This is a genomic window from Methylotenera sp. N17 (assembly GCF_000799155.1).
GTDB lineage: Bacteria > Pseudomonadota > Gammaproteobacteria > Burkholderiales > Methylophilaceae > Methylophilus.
On record NZ_JUGE01000001.1, the window covers coordinates 2,430,853 to 2,447,748 of the forward strand.

Consider the following 16,896-nt stretch of genomic DNA (forward strand, 5'->3'; position numbering starts at 1 on the left):
CATGAGTAGAGATTACAAACCAAGCCCACAAAAAAGCAACGGTGGCAGTAAAGGCAGCCCTTTCTTTTCTGGCTTATTGGTTGGCTTATTGTTAGGCGTGGGTGCATCAGTTGCGCTCACCTTATATCTAAAAGGCGATGGCAATCCATTTGCCGAGCAAAAGGGTGAGCAGGTAGTCAAACAACAAAAATCTTCCAAGCCTAAGATATCTGAAGAAACGGTGAAGCCTAATGCTGCTGATGGCCAAGGGTTACAAGATCCCAATAAATTTGATTTTTACACTATCCTGCCTGAGACCGAAAGCAAAGTGACTGAGCAGCAGGTCAAAGACAATACGACGATTAAATCCGATAGTTATTTCTTGCAAGTGGGCGCGTTTGAAAAAGAAGACGACGCGGACAATATGAAAGCAAAACTGGCACTGCAAGGGTTTGAAGCGGTAGTACAAACTGCGGAAATTCCTAGTAAGGGTGTTTGGCATCGCGTAAGAGTAGGGCCATTGAGTGATGTCGATCAAATCAATAAAATCCGTGGTGATTTAATTTTGAACGGATTTAATGCAGACCTTATCAAAGTACATACGGAAACAAAAACAGAGTAGGGTTGTCATCTAAACTCAACGAAGATACGTTACTCTGATGAACCATTTGTATTGACGATTTATTCATCTAACTATTAATCTTAGGAAAATACCTTAGGAAAACCCATGAAAACATTCCTCACCAGCTTACTACTATTATTAAGCACCCATGTAATGGCAGAAGAGCCGCAAACAGGCCAACAATTTGATGCCGTTGCCCAAATTATTCCAACCGATACACCAGCCAAAATCGAAGTGATGGAGATTTTCTGGTATGGCTGCATCCACTGCTACCAAATGGAAAAGCCATTGAATGCATGGGTTAAAAAACTGCCTGCCGATGTGTATTTTAAACGCGTACCAGGCTTACCTAATGCAAGTTGGGCGCCGATGGCCAAAGCTTTTTACGCCATGGAAACACTAGGCGTTTCAGAAAAATTGCATGCGCAGTTATTTGATGCCATTCACAAACAAAAAGTATTGAATCCTGCCGATGAAAAAGCAGCGATTGAGTGGGTAATCAAAGCCAGCGGTTTAGATCGCTTAAAAGTTGAGCAAGCGTTTAAATCTTTTACTATTAACACGAACTTGAACCGTGCTGCGCAGCTGTTCAGAGCCTCTGGCGCAACAGGTGTACCAAGCTTGATTATTGATGGTAAGTACATTACTTCTAGCACCATGAGTGGCGGCAATGAAGAAGCGTTGAAAACAGCCGACTTTATTATTGATAACGTACGTAAAGACCGCGCTGCTACAGCAAAGAAAAAGTAATGCCGCACCAGTTTAAGTGTGAATTATAAAAAAGCCCGTGAATACACGGGCTTTTTTATTGCGCTGAGATAGTCCTAGCCAATCCTAGTGCTAATGCTGCTTTCGCCTTAATAATAAACGTCCAATGTAAGTTTCCGGTAACTCTAAGCCCGTCACCAAATAGCTCATATTACGCATATCATTGAGCAAGAAATTCTGCGTGGATTTTGCACTGTCCTCGCCACAACACAAATAGCGGTCACCTGGCTGCACTTCCATATTTAAATCCGGCAGCAAGATTTTTTCATCACCACGTACCAGCATAATCGGCACAATCGCTAAGTGCTCCGTACCATTGGCCGGGTTTAACAATAGGTGTTGCAAACGAATGGTGTGGCCTTGTTCTAGCAACTGGCAAATAGCACTGGCATGCGTAGGCAATATACGCACACCCCAAGTATCGGGCGCTTTTTCTCCCACCGCCATCACCAATCGGGCAATTACCGCATTGGCCCAACTATTACTTTGCATGCGTGATAAGTTTAAAAATGCGGCCAACATGGGCGATACCATATAAGACAAACAGGCATGCGCAATAATGTCACTGGGCTGCATGGTAATGTCCGCATTAAAATGTGAAAACAGCGGCTCGTTTAGGCGGCGATTTTTACGAATCACCACAAACAAATTCGGATTGATTTCCAGAGCGGTCATCACAATCGATAAATTGTTAATGTCATTATCCGTACCGGCCACAATGCCCACGGCATCCTCTATGCCTGCCTCTTGCAGCACATGTGCTTCAACGCCGCTGCCGACAATACACGCTTCACAATTGGTGCCCTTGGGGTCTGCCTCAATAATCCGGATATTCAGATTCTCTTGTTGCAAACTCTTGACGACCGCCTTACCAAAGCGGCCGTAACCACACACAATCCAATTACCTACAGGCACCGCCGGTGGATTTTTGACAATGTCGCCGGGCACGCTGGTCAGCCATTGGTGCAATAAATAAGTGCCTAGCGAATTCACTTCCATCGCCAAGTGCTCACCAAAAATCTTATAGGGATTAATAATATGATCCGTGCCAAATGAAGCCATATTGGCCGCCACTACATCGTTTTCTACACGCGCCAGCATCCGCAATTCCGGCTTAATCAATTTCACCGCGACTGCAATCGCTAAGTTGGCGTGATCATCATCGGTCAATGCAGCCACGCCCTGACACATCGGATTATTTAGTCCTGCGCACAATAACACATCCGGATTTTTAGCATCTGCGCATAAATTAGGCACATTGAATTGATAATCCGTCATCCCCAGCTCATGGATGCGTTCTTGGTTAATTTCTACCACCACTACACGCAACTCGTTTTTGTCTAAAGCGCGCACCAGCTCACTGCCGGTTTCTCCATAGCCACAAATCAAATAAAACGGCTCATGCAAATGGGTGATTGCACGCTTAAAACTTGCCGCAGTAATCGCTTGCTTTAAGGCTGGGTCTTGAAACAAAGAAATAATAGTACCAATGGCATAGAACCAAGCCACGACTGTCAGGTACATGCTGAAGGTCATCCATATGCGCTGATCATTGGTAAATGGATAGGGGATCTCCCCAAAGCCAATGGTGGTGGCGGTATAACTTAAAATGTAGAACGCTTGAAAGAAGGTGAGATGAATGGTTTTACCCACCTCGTTCACGCCGGGGATCAGCACAAAGCCAATCAGCGCAATGGCGTAGCTCACCACCAATAGCAATAAAGGCGCACGCATGCGCCTTAAAATTAAGAAGATGATGTTATTGAGATTCACGTCTCGCGCCGACTAAGCCACAACCATTAACGGCGTAACGTAACAGTCTCATAAATGAGCAATACCACTGAAGTGATATTGGCTAAAAACGCACCGCCTGAGAGCGATACAACACCTACGATGACCTCCGGATTTGCACCACTATCACCTGCTGCTGCCCAGATAATGGCGGCGGCAATCAACTGAATATCCGCCACCAAGCTTGTGGCCAGATGAATCGCGCCAATCTGTGTTCTATCGCCAAATTTTAGAATGGTGGCAATCAGATTCACCACAATGGCAACGTATAGCTCATAGTGCAAATGGTGGTTAGGGTTATCAATATCCCCCACAAAAAAGCCAAAATTCAGCGTCATTGCTAAGATAATAAAAAACCCGAAAATGACTTTCTCTAAATTCATATTCTCCCCAATCTTTTTATCGAGACAGCGCGACTGTTTGCCACATTCTAACCCAAACCATTCAACTTACACACTCACCCATGTACCGCGCACTATCCCTTATACTGATGGCATGAAGAAAATATTTATCACAGGCGCTTCCAGCGGCATTGGTCAGGCGCTGGCTATCGAGTACGCTAAACGTTATCAGTACACAGGATTGACTATTGGGTTAGTTGCGAGACGTAGTGAGCACTTACAATCACTCACGGAACAGTTGACCAAACAATACCAAGCCAAGTGTTATCCTTATGTATGTGATGTACGCGATGCAGCTGCTTTAAGTACTGCCGCACAAGATTTTATACAGCAAGCCGGTGCGCCCAATATTGTGATTGCCAATGCTGGCGTGAGCGTAGGTACGCTGACTGAATACGCAGAAGACATCAGCGCATTTCAAGCTGTGATGGATATTAATGTGATGGGCATGGTGCATACTTTTCAGCCGTTTATTGCCGCTATGCAGCAAGCCCGTGCAACAGGCGCGCAAGCACAATTGGTGGGCGTTGCCAGCGTGGCCGGCATACGTGGCTTGCCTGGGGCCGGTGCTTATAGCGCCAGCAAAGCCGCTGCAATCACTTACCTAGAAAGTTTGCGCACCGAGATGCAACATCACGATATTGCTGTGACCACCATCGCCCCTGGCTATATCCGCACGCCAATGACCGATATTAATACTTACACCATGCCGTTTTTAATGGATGTAGACGTGTTTGCCAAGAAATTTGTAGATGCCGTGGAACAGCAAAAGCGCTTTACCGTCATCCCATGGCAAATGGGCGTGGTGGCAAGGCTGCTACGGCTTATTCCACCTGTACTATGGGATAGACTGACTAAACACGCGCCGCATAAAAGTCGTGCTTTATGAGTATAGTGTAAATAGATAGGGTTATGGATCGGTACATACGAGTAACATTTGCAGACGTCATCACTCTGGTTCCTAAGAGACCGGGTTTGTATGAAATATATACTCTAGATGGAATTGCATTGAAGGTTGGCATTAGTTCCAATCTGAGGAAAAGACTCATTCAACATGGAGAGTCAAAGCAAAAATATCTTCTCTGTACAAGTGGTGATTGGTCAGATCCTAATAGCGTGACTAGCAAGCGATCAATACTCACGAAGCATCTTTACTTCTCTCAAGCGGATGGATATGACCTCAAGCTGGAAAGCGACCGACGCCGATTCTTAAAACAAGAATGCTATATTTTGTTTCTTGCTACAGCTAGTCGAGAAGAGGCACGAGACCTAGAGCGGCGGTTAGAAGCCGAAGGGAAATTCCAGTTCGTAGGACGTGCTCGCAACACTGTTGTGGGTAATTTATAACTTTAATTTCCATTCCCATTTGCATAACGTACGTTTTAACGTACAATTACTTTCTGTTTTGGAGAAATCAACCATGCAAACTCTCACTGCTAGCGAAGCACGCTCTAATCTTTATCGATTAATGGACGAGACTGCTGCGTCACATCAGCCGATTACCATCTCTGGCAAACGCAACAATGCGGTATTGGTCTCCGCCGAAGATTGGTCTGCGATTCAAGAAACTTTATTTTTGTTATCCGTTCCGAATATGCGTGAGTCTATTAAACAAGGCATGGACGAACCCATAGAAGAATGCAGTCAGGTGCTCGATTGGTAGCTTGGACATTCGCTTTTACTAAACAAGCACAAAAAGATGCACAAAAGCTCGCGCAATCCGGTTTAAAAGACAAAGCGCAAATTTTGTTGGAAATCATTGCGCAAAACCCTTTTCAAAATCCACCACCTTATGAAAAATTAGTAGGTGATTTGTCTGGCGCATATTCTCGACGCATCAATATCCAACATCGGCTAGTGTATCAGGTGCTCTCTGAAATACACACTGTCAAAATATTGCGTATGTGGACGCATTACGAATAAAACAAACTGGACGTAGTTTGTCTCAAATAAGCTGAGTACTATGCATCCCGACGTAGACAGTACAATCAGTATGGCAAGTCGGGATAGCAATGTAATCAGCTTATCATCTAGCAATAGGTCTGTAGCGAATCCGTTTAGGCTTAGCCCCTTCTTCACCCAAACGTTTTTTCTTGTCAGCTTCATACTCTTGATAGTTACCGTTAAAGAAAGTCCACTGCGAATCGCCCTCGGCAGCCAGAATGTGTGTGGCAATACGGTCTAAGAACCAACGGTCATGCGAGATGACCATGACGCAACCAGCAAACTCCAGCAAGGCATCTTCCAGCGCGCGTAAAGTTTCCACATCTAAGTCGTTAGACGGTTCATCCAGCAATAATACATTGCCGCCGGAAATCAGTGTTTTGGCCAAATGCAGCCGTCCACGTTCACCACCAGACAGTTGACCGACGATTTTTTGCTGGTCGCCACCTTTAAAGTTAAAGCGGCCAATATAGGCACGGCTTGGCGTTTCGTATCGGCCGACTTGCAGAATATCGGAACCGCCAGAAATTTCATCAAACACGGTTTTGCTGTCACTCAAGGCATCGCGACTTTGGTCTACATACGCCAATTGCACGGTTTGGCCGATATTCACTTCACCGCTATCGGGTTGTTCTTTGCCCGTAATCAGTTTAAATAAAGTGGATTTACCCGCACCGTTGGGGCCAATCACGCCGACAATGGCGCCTGGTGGAATACTGAAATTGAGGTTATCTAACAATAAACGGTCACCAAAGGCTTTGCTGACGTTTTTAAACTCGATGACTTGATCACCCAAGCGCTCACCTACAGGGATAAAAATCTCCTGTGTTTCGTTACGTTTTTGGTATTCGGCACTAGCAAGCTCTTCATAACGGGCAATACGCGCTTTACTCTTAGCCTGGCGGGCTTTGGGGTTCTGGCGTACCCATTCCAACTCTGTATTCAAGGCTTTACGACGTGCAGATTCTGCAGATTCTTCTTGTTTTAAGCGTTCTTGCTTTTGGTCTAACCAGCTGGAGTAGTTACCTTTCCATGGAATGCCATGGCCGCGGTCTAGCTCCAAAATCCATTCTGCGGCGTTATCTAAAAAGTAGCGGTCATGCGTTACGGCCACAACGGTACCGGGGAAACGCACCAAGAATTGCTCTAGCCATTCAACTGATTCCGCATCCAAATGGTTAGTCGGTTCATCTAGCAACAACATATCTGGCTTAGAAAGCAGCAGTTTGCATAAGGCCACGCGACGCTTTTCACCGCCCGACAATGGGCCAATTTTGGCATCCCAAGGTGGTAAGCGCAGTGCATCCGCTGCGATTTCCAATTGATGCTCTACATCGGAGCCACTGGCGGCGATGATATTTTCATATTTGGCTTGTTCTTCTGCCAGCTTGTCAAAATCGGCATCGGGCTCAGCATATGCAGCATAGATTTCATCTAACTTTTGTTTGGCTTCCATCACAGCGCCCATGCCGCTTTCCACTTCCTCGCGCACGGTTTTGTTGGGGTCTAGCTGTGGCTCTTGCGCCAAATAACCAATAGAAATATTGGGCAAATGTTGCACTTCTCCCTCAAACTCTTTATCCGCTCCGGCCATGATGCGCAGCACCGTAGATTTACCTGCACCATTCAAGCCGAGCAAACCAATTTTTGCACCCGGAAAAAACGATAACGAAATATCTTTAATAATTTGGCGCTTAGGCGGGACGATTTTGCTCACACGGAGCATGGACATGACATATTGGGCCATCTATTTAATACTTTCTATTCAATTAACTACGCCATTACAGGCTTAGTAGCGTTAAGGTGTTTCTTTGGGTTTCCACAAATCCAAATATTGCTCCGAGCTATTGAGCAAGTTCTCTTCCATTTCTTCATAGCTATCGCTTGGCGCGGGTACATTGTTGCTAATTGCGCTGTAGCCTAAGCCTAAACGCCCACCTATGATTTCAAACCCTAAAAACTCTATGATGGTGGGGTACATATCAAAATGTAGCACTTCGTCACGGTTTTTTTGTATGGGTCTGCGCGAGATAAATTGATTATAAATGTGGCGCTGTTTTATTGTATCAATCTTTTCAAACACAGGATTTTCCATGGCTAAATGGTCGCCCATAATGACCACTTGTGTATTTTTTAAGTAACCGCGCTTTTTCATCCATTGCACAAACTCAGCCACGTTGCCCGACGTACATTCCACAATACCAGAGAAATTATGCACGCCTTGTTTGATACAGGTGCTTGAATAATAACCATCCGGGCCATGTGTATCAATCGTGGTCAATACAAAGCTATAACGCTTTTTTTTTGCATGCAATTGGGCTAGCTTAGTTTTGGCATGTTTAAGCAAAGTATCATCGTACAAGCCCCAATAGTTCATTTGCTGCTTACTTAGCCTGCCCTTGAGCTCTTCCCGGCCATACACTTCATCGTAATGATGGTCTTGAAAGAACTTACCTTTGCCAGAAAAGGGCAGGGCATCGCTGCCCATATAGACATTGTAATACCCAAACTGATGCAAAATATCGCCTAAGCACACCGCGCGCGGTAAAAAGCTTTTGATGTTTTCACCCACGCCATTACCATCGTACAAGCTCACACTCTTAAGCGGCAGGCCACATTGCGTAGCGGTAATGCCTGCAATGGTCCACCCAGTACCTGGCGCTTGCCGGTATTGATTAAAACTCTCGCCGCCTAATGCATCTAGCTTTGCCAGTAGGTTCTGCCCAAATAGCGCATTATCTCGATACGCGTTTTCTAAACTTTCTACGTAAATCAGTACGAGATTTTTAGGCGCTTTGGCTTGGATTTCGATCTTTTCCGGATACACATAGTGCGCAGAAAAGTAATCCTTACCAAATTGGTGGTGAATAAAGGCAAGGATAGAAAACTGCATAGAGAAATAAATAATCCCCGCCACCAACATATAAGCGGGCGCGCGATGCCCAATCACCCAATAGGTGCCTTTGAGTAAACGTAAATTAAGCTTGCCGGCCATTTGCGCAAGAAAATAATGCTGATGGTTTTGACTTAAAAATAAGGCAATCGCGGTGTCTATCAGTACAATCAATAGTGCCAGCCCGATAGGCCAGACTAAGCAGGTTTGGACAAAGCTGTGAATCAGTGCAGTATCGGTATCGACCAAGCCATCCAAGCCAAACTGCAGGTGATACAGCACTTGCTCCAAGGGGGGTGCACCGAAATTTTCGCTAACCCAATATGCCAAAGCAGCCAAAAAGAACGCCACAAAATAGATGAAGAATCTAAATGATGACCGTAACGTATGCCTAAAACGTAAATGAAATTGGTGAATGAAACGCAACATAGGCGCTAGTGTAATGCAACTGTCATATTCGGTGTGCGCATTTGTGCACATCGTGTTATGCAACGCTTTACATGCAATAAAAAAGGGGCATTTTGCCCCTTTTTTATCACTGCTGTGTAGTACGCAGTGGTACTAAATACCTAAAGACTCCGTCCATGCTAATGCCGCAATATGGCTTTGATTGACCTTGGAAGCATCTAATTGTAAAGACTCTGCCAATGCAAGAATTTCTGTGCTGTTAGCGCCTTCGCACGCTTCGGTCAATTTTAAAAATGGGCCATAAATACCTTCACGCGATGTCAGCGCATCGGTAATCGAATCGGTTAACTGCAGTTTTTCTAACACCGATTCCATCGGCATTTTTAAAATAGCATCCAACAGTGAAAACACACCAACAATAAACAGGTTATCGCGATCGCGTTTTTCAAAATAGCCTTCGCCCAGCAGCTCGGTTAAGCGGCCACGCGTAATAGAAGTTTTCATCAGTACCGGTGAGGTCGAATTGTCACCCGCAGTCACCATCAATAAAGTTAACCAGCGATACAGCTGATTTCTACCCAAGATAGAGAACGCATGGTTGAGCGACTGCACCTCGCATGAGAGGCCAAACCCAACCGAATTAATATAGCGCAGCAACTTGAAAGAGAGCGTGGCATCGCGTTTAAAACCCGCTTCAATCACATCATTGTCAGCATCTTGGCTCACCAAGTTTAAGATGTGCAATACGCTATCAAACGATGGGTTAATGACTTTTGCCGTGATGGTCTCAGGCCTAGAAAAATAAAACCCCTGATAGCATTTAAACCCAATTTCTTGGCATGCTTTAAATTGCTCAAACGTCTCTAATTTTTCAGCCACTAACTTCACGGAGGTGTTGTTGTAGTGCATATAGAGCTTACGCGCATTGGCAATATCTACATTTTGGAAATCAATTTTAATAAAATCGGCCAATGGTGCCAGTGCATCCGGCGCATTACTTAACTGTGGGTTATCTAGCGCAATTTTATACTTTAACGCTTTTAATTCTTTGCAACGCGCAATCATGGCATCGTTAATCACCACGTGATGCAAAATCTCTAGCACCGTTTTTTGTGGCGGCATCAACTCTAACAACTCGCTGTTCAGCATTTCGGCATTGACGTTAATGAATGCCAGTTTTTCACCTAGCTTCCACTCGTCATGCATTTGATCAATGGTGGACTGCAGCACATTGGCGCAGTTTTTAATGTCCGCTTCAAACACAGCCGTTTGCGCATCCGCACTATGTCTAAAGAAAAATTCATAGCCGATAATTTGCTGTTTTGCATCCATCACTGGCTGGCGCCCAATAAATGTTTGTTCTTCCATATTCAACCCAATCATTACGCAAGTGTTTAAAGACTTTTACATAGCGTTATCCTACGCTTGCATACATACAATCACTTCTTTAAATAGAGTGGTTTTGCTGGCTTTATTCTTGGTTTATAACTGATGATTGGTTACAAATAGCGCATTGGCAATGTGTAAATTCCCTGTATCATTCCACCACTTATTTCTATCTACTTGCACACATATGGCACTCAAATCCACCATCTACAAAGCAGAATTACAAATCGCTAATATGGATAGGCACTATTACGCGCAACATAGTCTGACTTTGGCGAAACACCCCTCCGAAACAGAAGAACGATTAATGGTGCGTTTAATTGCTTTTGCCTTATTTGCAAACGATGCACTGACGTTTGGAAAAGGCTTGAGTGAAGATGATGAACCTGATTTGTGGCAAAAAGATCTCACTGGGGCGATTGAGTTATGGATAAACGTGGGGTTACCGGATGAGCGCGAAATCCGCAAAGCGTGCGGGCGCGCCAAACAAGTAGCTGTGGTGTTATATGGTGGCCGAGTGGCCGATATGTGGTGGCAGCAAAACAGCAAAGCACTACTTAAATTGCACAATCTATCCGTGATTAACCTGCCAGATACCGAAGCGCTGATGCAAGCGTGTACACGTGGCATGAACGTCAGCGCCACCATACAAGACGGCCAAATGTTAGTAGGACACGATACCGGCAGTTTTGATCTCACCCCTGTATTACTCAAAGAGCCTAGCACTTATTAGACTTAGCCATTAAATCATAAGCTTCGTATTGTCTGACAGACATATAGGACATACACCGATAATCAGTGCGAACAGAATCTTGTTTAATAGTGCCTAGGATATTTTTCCTGATCAATATTGGAGAAGCACATGATTAATACAAATGCGATTAAACCTGAAATGCCTGTGGTATGTTCATTGGATGGTCAATTTGCAACAGTGGACCATATGGAAGGTGCAAAAAGTATCAAGCTCAACAAAGATAAGAATGGTCAGCACCACTATATTCCATTAAGTTGGGTGGTTTCTACAGAGGATGGAAAAGTTAAAATTGACCGTCCTGGCGAAGAAGCCATGCAAAAGTGGTCAACAACACCATTGCATTAAACTAATGCATAAACTAAGCGTGAATGCTTAAATAAAAAGCCTAGTGAATACTAGGCTTTTTTGTTTTATATCATCATATTAACTACTCTAGCGTTACCCCTTAGCCAAACCTTTCCCTTTTAACAATACCGCATGATAAGCGCTAGTTGTCATGCTTTTTTACGATAAACAAATGGCTAACCTCCCAAACTCTCAAGCAAATTTAAAGTTTAGTAAGAAGCAGACGTAAATTGATTATGGCGATATCTTTTGATCACGCTAATGAGTTTAACGTTTGTTTTGCTATGTGATAAAGGAAATTGTTTTGAAGCAGCTTCTACGAATAATAACAATCCTATGCCTCTTCCCTATGTGTGCTTTGGCTAACATTACGGACGGTAGATTTGGGTCCAATCAAATTTTCGATGTGCAGTATTCGATTAATAATGGGGTGCTTAATGCCTCTAACTTTATTGCGCCATATGACTCCAATTTTGTGACCGTGAATACGCAACCTGGACAGTACTTTCAGTTTATTGATAATGGCAACGGTGACTATGGCTTAGGTTTATACAACAGCAACAACACCTTGGATCGTGTCATTCACGCCACTGGCACCATCACCGCATTGGGCAATGATGTGATTTTCTACTTGGGCAGCGGTTTTTTTGGCAATGTCATTACACCATCTGCGGGCTACTCCAATGGTGACTCCATCACGGCTAACGTCTCAGAGAACCCAGATAGCAATGCATTGCAAAACTATACTTGGGCAAGTGTAGTGCCTTTGGCTGCAGGGCAGGTGGCTGGTCAAAATCTCAACATTCAATCAGTGCCTGATGGCCAAGATACATGGTTATCAATGCTGAGTAACGCCATTGCCCTCAAACAAGCTTTCAATCTTCAATCTGCCAAAATCGCGCAAGGGTTAACCTTTGACTGTACACAGTTCGATCAACACAATACCTGTGTTTCATTTATTGGTACCAGTGCAGACAGTCATGGGTTTGACGCTAACGTGGGCGCGCTCATTCTAGCTTATCAGCCTACACAACAACTCCGCTTTGGCGGCTACATTGACCAATCATTTGGCACCAGTAGCGCAGGCGGATTAACGATGAAGAGGGGCAGCCCTGGTTTTGGTGTGTTTGGCATTTGGACTGAAAATAGCGAAGGTACCGGACTGCAGATCCGCGTAGCAGCAAATACGGACAAGGTGGATATTGAAACTCAACGCGATGCCATTGGTTCGGCTGAATCAGGAATTGGTAAATCCGATATCCGATCTCAAGGTTTTTTGTTAGAGGTCAGCCAAGGATTTGCACTCAGCTCAGCGTGGATTGCGCGTCCTTATGTAGGATTCCGCAAAACTACCAATACTAGAGACAGCTACACGGAACAAGCCTCTGCGAGTGTCACCGCACCGTTAAGTTACAAACGCCTAAAACAGAACACTGAAACGCTTATCACTGGCTTAACCCTCGGCCATCTTTTTTCATCCAACACCTTTATATCACTTACTGCGGGGTTGGAACACGACATGCACAATCACATTGACCGTTACCAAGCAATTAATCAGGACATTGGTATTATCGATGCGATTGATCTAGACACAAACAAGCGTGAGACACGTCCAATGGCCTCAATTTCGGTGAATCATCTGATCGACAACATACAGCGTATCGGGGTGATGTTCTTACACCGCAGGGAGGCTTTTGAATCGGCAACGACCAATTCAGTTTTTGTACAGTATTCCCTAGGTTTTTGAGTACAATTATTTCAAAAATGCGAATGTAACCTAATCAACGGTTAAAATTCGCATTATTCTACCGTCACGCTCTTGGCTAAATTCCTAGGCTTATCGACATCCGTGCCTTTTAACAGAGCGGCATGGTACGAAAGCAACTGCACAGGAATGGTATGTAAAATAGGGGAGAGCACACCCACATGACGTGGCGTACGGATCACATGTACGCCCTCAGATTCTTTAAAGTGACTATCGGCATCGGCAAACACAAATAGCTCGCCACCGCGCGCTTTCACTTCTTGCATATTAGATTTTACTTTTTCCAACAATGCATCGTTCGGTGCAATCACCACCACAGGCATATTGTTGTCTACCAATGCTAGCGGGCCGTGTTTCAATTCACCGGCTGGATATGCTTCTGCGTGAATATAGGAAATCTCTTTGAGTTTAAGTGCGCCTTCCATGGCAATTGGGTAGTGAATACCGCGCCCTAAAAACAGCGCATGCTCTTTGTCACCAAAGCGTTTGGCCCACTCTCTAATTTGCGGCTCAAGATTCAGCGCAAACTGCACACTACCTGCCAGCTGACGTAGCGCACTTAAATGGTCTTGCTCTTGCGACTGACTTAATAAACCTTTTTGCTTAGCCAATGTAGCAGCAAGTACAAATAGCGCGACTAACTGTGTGGTGAAGGCTTTGGTTGAAGCCACACCAATTTCTGCACCGGCGCGCGTATAAAAAATGAGTTTAGAGGCACGCGGAATGGCGCTTTCTTGCACATTGCAAATGGCTAGACTTAGTTCTTGACCCAAAGATTTAGCATGTTTCAGTGCCTCCATCGTATCCAAAGTTTCGCCCGATTGAGAGATAGTCACAATTAATTGGTCCGGGTTAGGGACAGATTCACGATAGCGATATTCACTGGCAATCTCTACATTGCACGGTATTTTTGCGATGCTTTCTAACCAGTATTTAGCCGTTAAGCCTGCGTAGTAGCTGGTGCCCGCCGCCAAAATCAATACACTGTCGACTTGCTTAAATACTTGCTCGGCTTGATCGCCAAACAATTCAGGCCTAAAGGCACCGTCGTCAATCAGCGCCTCAATCGTATCAGTGAGCGCACGTGGCTGTTCGTGAATTTCCTTTTGCATAAAGTGGCTGTATGGGCCCAGCTCTAGCGATGCCAGTGAAACATCACTCATGTGGATTTTTCTTTCCACCACTTCATCATTTTTTCCGTAAATCGTCACGCTGTCTGTGGTCAATGCCGCCACATCGCCATCTTCTAAATAAATGACTTTTCTAGTCACTGATAGTACGGCAGAAACATCTGACGCGATAAAGTTTTCACCTTCGCCCAAACCAAGTAGCAGCGGGCAACCTAACCGTGCACACACCATCAAATCTGGACGATTAACCGCAATCACGCTGATGGCAAATGCACCGGTCAGTTCAGCAACTGTTTTTTTGACTGCTGCAAGCAGATCTAACCCTTGTTTGGTGTGATAATGTACTAAGTGAGCAATCACTTCTGTATCGGTTTGTGAGGCAAACAAATAGCCTAATTTGATTAACTTATCACGTTGCTCATCATAATTTTCAATGATGCCGTTATGTACCACCGCAATTTCCGGTGCATCTTGTAAGGGTGAAACATGTGGGTGTGCGTTACTTTCTGTCACACCACCATGGGTTGCCCAGCGTGTATGGCCGATGCCAAGCAGCCCAGTCAGCTGTTCTGCAGTCGCCTTATTTTGTAATTCAGAAACGCGGCCAACAGCGCGTACGCGTTTTATTTCTGTGTCCAAAATAGCAACACCTGCCGAATCGTAACCACGGTACTCAAGACGGCTTAAGCCCTCTATCAACACGGGCACAATATTTCGTTTAGCAATGGCTCCAACAATTCCACACATAGGTGATTTCTTTCTACTGCATAGTGATTATTTTTTGATTTTTTGTGGTCGTTTCCAACCTACAATGGATTTCTGCTCTTTGGCACGGCACAATGTTAAAGCATCTGCCGGTGCATTTTTGGTAATGGTAGAACCTGCTGCTATGGTTGCGCCTCTGCCAATGGTGACTGGTGCAATGAGCTGCGTATCGGAGCCAATAAAGGCATCATCTTCGATCACGGTTCTAAATTTATTCGCACCATCGTAATTACAAGTAATCGTACCTGCGCCGATATTCACGTTTTTACCTACCGTACTATCGCCCACATAGCTCAAATGATTGATTTTGCTACCTATATCCACTTGCGCATTTTTGAGCTCAACAAAGTTGCCTACATGGGTATCGGCCGCCAATGTTGTGCCTGGACGTAAACGTGCAAAAGGGCCTATGCGGCTTTGCTCACCCACAATACTGTCATCGATATGCGTAAAGGGTGCAATCTGTGCACCTGTGCGTATGGTTGCATTCTTAATTACACAATTGGCGCCGATACGTACGCGATCACCAATTGTCGCGTTGCCTTCAAACACGCAATTGACATCAATTTCTACGTCACGGCCACACGTTAAGCTACCGCGAATATCAATACGGCTAGCGTCTTTTAAGGTCACGCCTTGCTGTAATAGCTTTGTGGCTAAACGTGACTGATAGACACGTTCGATCTGCACCAAGTCTGTTTTAGCGTTGATGCCTGTAACAGACCACTCGTCATCGGTGATCACCGCCTGTACTGCTACTTGATCCCTTACGGCAAAGACTATGATATCGGTTAAATAATACTCACCTTGGGCGTTGTTGTTGTCTAATGTACTCAACCAGCTTTTTAACCGTGTTGTGGGCATGGCCATAATGCCAGTATTTACTTCTTGTATTTTACGTTGTGCGTCTGTGGCATCTTTATGCTCCACAATCGCATTCACCTGATGGTTTGCATCACGCACGATTCGGCCATAACCTGTTGGATCTGCTTTGATAAAGCTCAATAGCGCTAGCGATTGCTGTGATTGTTTGAGTAATTGCGCACAAGCATGCACATCCACTAAAGGCACATCACCCAACAGTATCAATGTTTGGCCATCATCCAAGTAGGGTAGGGCTTGCTGCACGGCATGGCCGGTGCCTTTTTGCTCAGCTTGGTTCACCCAGACGATATTCTCTTGTGCAAATGCCTGCTTAACCTGCTCACCACCAAACCCATATACCACAATGATGTTCTGCGGTTGCAATGCCTGCGCACATTGGATGACATGTGCCAGTATCGGTTGGCCGCCCACATGGTGTAGTACTTTGGGTGTATCAGAATGCATACGAGTACCTTTACCCGCAGCGAGAATAACGATGTTGAGTGATGCCATGTTAATAATGTGTTGTATGAGTGGTGAATCGATGTGTAAACATATAGTGAAAGTATAAACAAAAAGGCAGCCAAAGGCTGCCTTTTATATACACAGATAACTTACTTAGTGTGATGTTTTACGTAATTTTTGAATTGCTTGAATTTGTGCAACTGCTTCAGCCAGTTCTGCTTGCGCTTTTGCATAATCCATATCTGAACTACGATTTTTCATCGCTTCTTCAGCCGCTTCTTTTGCTGCGATTGCTTTTGCCTCATCCAAATCATGACCACGAATAGCTGTATCAGCCAACACCGTAATCATGCCTGGTTGCACTTCTAACATGCCACCAGAAATAAAAATTAGCGTCTCTTCAGCTTCTGAAGATTGTTTAATACGTAAAGCACCTGGTTTAATGGTAGTAATCATCGGTGCATGGTTAGGATAAATACCTACCTCACCACCACCCGCAGGTGCCACCACAAACTCGGCCTCGCCAGAGAATATGCTTGCTTCTGCGCTTACTACATCGATATGTACAGTATTTGCCATTATTTATCCTTAAGCTGTTGTCAATAAACTAACTTAT

Annotated in this window: 16 protein-coding genes; 8 read left to right on the plus strand and 8 right to left on the minus strand. The window is 44.7% G+C overall.

Features of this window, described 5'->3' with window-relative positions; all coding sequences use genetic code 11:
• Position 1: 1 nt before the first annotated feature.
• Together FG11_RS11580 and FG11_RS11585 are read left to right on the plus strand one after the other, a co-directional pair.
• Entirely contained in the window at positions 2-601 is a 600-nt protein-coding gene (locus tag FG11_RS11580; protein WP_025225182.1) for an SPOR domain-containing protein, read from the plus strand.
• Between the two features lie 105 nt (positions 602-706).
• Positions 707-1,351, plus strand: a complete 645-nt coding sequence (locus FG11_RS11585; RefSeq protein WP_020183258.1) for a thiol:disulfide interchange protein DsbA/DsbL — start codon at positions 707-709, stop codon at positions 1,349-1,351.
• Positions 1,352-1,441: 90 nt separating this feature from the next.
• Here the strand turns inward: FG11_RS11585 and FG11_RS11590 are convergent, their stop codons facing one another.
• Together FG11_RS11590 and FG11_RS11595 are read right to left on the minus strand one after the other, a co-directional pair.
• Complete coding sequence (locus FG11_RS11590; RefSeq protein WP_047535222.1) at positions 1,442-3,103, minus strand: potassium channel family protein; 1,662 nt, start codon at positions 3,101-3,103, stop codon at positions 1,442-1,444.
• Between the two features lie 65 nt (positions 3,104-3,168).
• Complete coding sequence (locus FG11_RS11595; RefSeq protein ID WP_020183260.1) at positions 3,169-3,543, minus strand: DUF6394 family protein; 375 nt, start codon at positions 3,541-3,543, stop codon at positions 3,169-3,171.
• A 112-nt stretch (positions 3,544-3,655) separates the two neighbouring features.
• Here FG11_RS11595 and FG11_RS11600 point away from each other — a divergent pair, with 112 nt between their 5' ends.
• The 3 genes from FG11_RS11600 to FG11_RS11615 all read left to right on the plus strand — a co-directional run bounded on the left by FG11_RS11600 (position 3,656) and on the right by FG11_RS11615 (position 5,484).
• On the plus strand, positions 3,656-4,450 hold the full coding sequence (locus FG11_RS11600; RefSeq protein WP_020183261.1) for an SDR family oxidoreductase: 795 nt from the start codon (positions 3,656-3,658) through the stop codon (positions 4,448-4,450).
• A gap of 531 nt (positions 4,451-4,981) precedes the next feature.
• Positions 4,982-5,224, plus strand: a complete 243-nt coding sequence (locus FG11_RS11610; protein WP_020183263.1) for a type II toxin-antitoxin system Phd/YefM family antitoxin — start codon at positions 4,982-4,984, stop codon at positions 5,222-5,224.
• Entirely contained in the window at positions 5,200-5,484 is a 285-nt protein-coding gene (locus FG11_RS11615) for a Txe/YoeB family addiction module toxin (protein WP_051086422.1), read from the plus strand. The genes FG11_RS11610 and FG11_RS11615 overlap by 25 nt, the downstream gene beginning before the upstream one ends.
• A 103-nt stretch (positions 5,485-5,587) precedes the next feature.
• Here the strand turns inward: FG11_RS11615 and ettA are convergent, their stop codons facing one another.
• The 3 genes from ettA to FG11_RS11630 all read right to left on the minus strand — a co-directional run bounded on the left by ettA (position 5,588) and on the right by FG11_RS11630 (position 10,174).
• Positions 5,588-7,252 carry an energy-dependent translational throttle protein EttA gene (ettA, locus tag FG11_RS11620; RefSeq protein WP_020183265.1) on the minus strand — a complete coding sequence of 555 codons (1,665 nt, stop codon included), beginning with the start codon at positions 7,250-7,252 and terminating at the stop codon, positions 5,588-5,590.
• Positions 7,253-7,303: 51 nt separating this feature from the next.
• Positions 7,304-8,827 carry a sulfatase-like hydrolase/transferase gene (locus FG11_RS11625; protein WP_047536167.1) on the minus strand — a complete coding sequence of 508 codons (1,524 nt, stop codon included), beginning with the start codon at positions 8,825-8,827 and terminating at the stop codon, positions 7,304-7,306.
• A 132-nt stretch (positions 8,828-8,959) separates the two neighbouring features.
• On the minus strand, positions 8,960-10,174 hold the full coding sequence (locus FG11_RS11630) for an EAL and HDOD domain-containing protein (protein WP_026361854.1): 1,215 nt from the start codon (positions 10,172-10,174) through the stop codon (positions 8,960-8,962).
• Between the two features lie 205 nt (positions 10,175-10,379).
• Between FG11_RS11630 and FG11_RS11635 the strand changes: the two genes are divergently transcribed.
• From FG11_RS11635 to FG11_RS11645, 3 genes are all read left to right on the plus strand, one after another.
• Entirely contained in the window at positions 10,380-10,925 is a 546-nt protein-coding gene (locus tag FG11_RS11635) for a YaeQ family protein (RefSeq protein WP_047535231.1), read from the plus strand.
• Between the two features lie 129 nt (positions 10,926-11,054).
• On the plus strand, positions 11,055-11,291 hold the full coding sequence (locus tag FG11_RS11640) for a DUF2171 domain-containing protein (RefSeq protein ID WP_020183269.1): 237 nt from the start codon (positions 11,055-11,057) through the stop codon (positions 11,289-11,291).
• 358 nt (positions 11,292-11,649) lie between these two features.
• Entirely contained in the window at positions 11,650-13,038 is a 1,389-nt protein-coding gene (locus tag FG11_RS11645; protein ID WP_160277160.1) for an autotransporter outer membrane beta-barrel domain-containing protein, read from the plus strand.
• A 53-nt stretch (positions 13,039-13,091) separates the two neighbouring features.
• On the opposite strand, the gene glmS is transcribed toward FG11_RS11645, so the two are convergent.
• The 3 genes from glmS to FG11_RS11660 form a co-directional block, all read right to left on the minus strand.
• Positions 13,092-14,933: a glutamine--fructose-6-phosphate transaminase (isomerizing) gene (gene glmS / locus FG11_RS11650; RefSeq protein WP_047535236.1), complete on the minus strand. Its 1,842-nt coding sequence runs from the start codon at positions 14,931-14,933 to the stop codon at positions 13,092-13,094.
• Positions 14,934-14,960: 27 nt separating this feature from the next.
• Positions 14,961-16,328: a bifunctional UDP-N-acetylglucosamine diphosphorylase/glucosamine-1-phosphate N-acetyltransferase GlmU gene (gene glmU / locus FG11_RS11655; protein WP_047535239.1), complete on the minus strand. Its 1,368-nt coding sequence runs from the start codon at positions 16,326-16,328 to the stop codon at positions 14,961-14,963.
• 105 nt (positions 16,329-16,433) lie between these two features.
• Positions 16,434-16,859, minus strand: a complete 426-nt coding sequence (locus FG11_RS11660) for a F0F1 ATP synthase subunit epsilon (RefSeq protein WP_020183272.1) — start codon at positions 16,857-16,859, stop codon at positions 16,434-16,436.
• Positions 16,860-16,896 lie beyond the last annotated feature (37 nt).

Bases quoted from the DNA above. Each gene is read 5' to 3' on its own strand.
- glmS (WP_047535236.1), bottom strand. From the start codon at position 14,933: ATGTGTGGAATTGTTGGAGCCATTGCTAAACGAAATATTGTGCCCGTG.
- glmU (WP_047535239.1), bottom strand. From the start codon at position 16,328: ATGGCATCACTCAACATCGTTATTCTCGCTGCGGGTAAAGGTACTCGT.
- FG11_RS11590 (WP_047535222.1), bottom strand. From the start codon at position 3,103: ATGCGTGCGCCTTTATTGCTATTGGTGGTGAGCTACGCCATTGCGCTG.
- FG11_RS11640 (WP_020183269.1), top strand. From the start codon at position 11,055: ATGATTAATACAAATGCGATTAAACCTGAAATGCCTGTGGTATGTTCA.
- FG11_RS11635 (WP_047535231.1), top strand. From the start codon at position 10,380: ATGGCACTCAAATCCACCATCTACAAAGCAGAATTACAAATCGCTAAT.
- FG11_RS11615 (WP_051086422.1), top strand. From the start codon at position 5,200: ATGCAGTCAGGTGCTCGATTGGTAGCTTGGACATTCGCTTTTACTAAA.
- FG11_RS11625 (WP_047536167.1), bottom strand. From the start codon at position 8,827: ATGTTGCGTTTCATTCACCAATTTCATTTACGTTTTAGGCATACGTTA.
- FG11_RS11600 (WP_020183261.1), top strand. From the start codon at position 3,656: ATGAAGAAAATATTTATCACAGGCGCTTCCAGCGGCATTGGTCAGGCG.
- FG11_RS11630 (WP_026361854.1), bottom strand. From the start codon at position 10,174: ATGGAAGAACAAACATTTATTGGGCGCCAGCCAGTGATGGATGCAAAA.
- FG11_RS11580 (WP_025225182.1), top strand. From the start codon at position 2: ATGAGTAGAGATTACAAACCAAGCCCACAAAAAAGCAACGGTGGCAGT.
- FG11_RS11585 (WP_020183258.1), top strand. From the start codon at position 707: ATGAAAACATTCCTCACCAGCTTACTACTATTATTAAGCACCCATGTA.
- FG11_RS11660 (WP_020183272.1), bottom strand. From the start codon at position 16,859: ATGGCAAATACTGTACATATCGATGTAGTAAGCGCAGAAGCAAGCATA.
- FG11_RS11610 (WP_020183263.1), top strand. From the start codon at position 4,982: ATGCAAACTCTCACTGCTAGCGAAGCACGCTCTAATCTTTATCGATTA.
- FG11_RS11595 (WP_020183260.1), bottom strand. From the start codon at position 3,543: ATGAATTTAGAGAAAGTCATTTTCGGGTTTTTTATTATCTTAGCAATG.
- ettA (WP_020183265.1), bottom strand. From the start codon at position 7,252: ATGGCCCAATATGTCATGTCCATGCTCCGTGTGAGCAAAATCGTCCCG.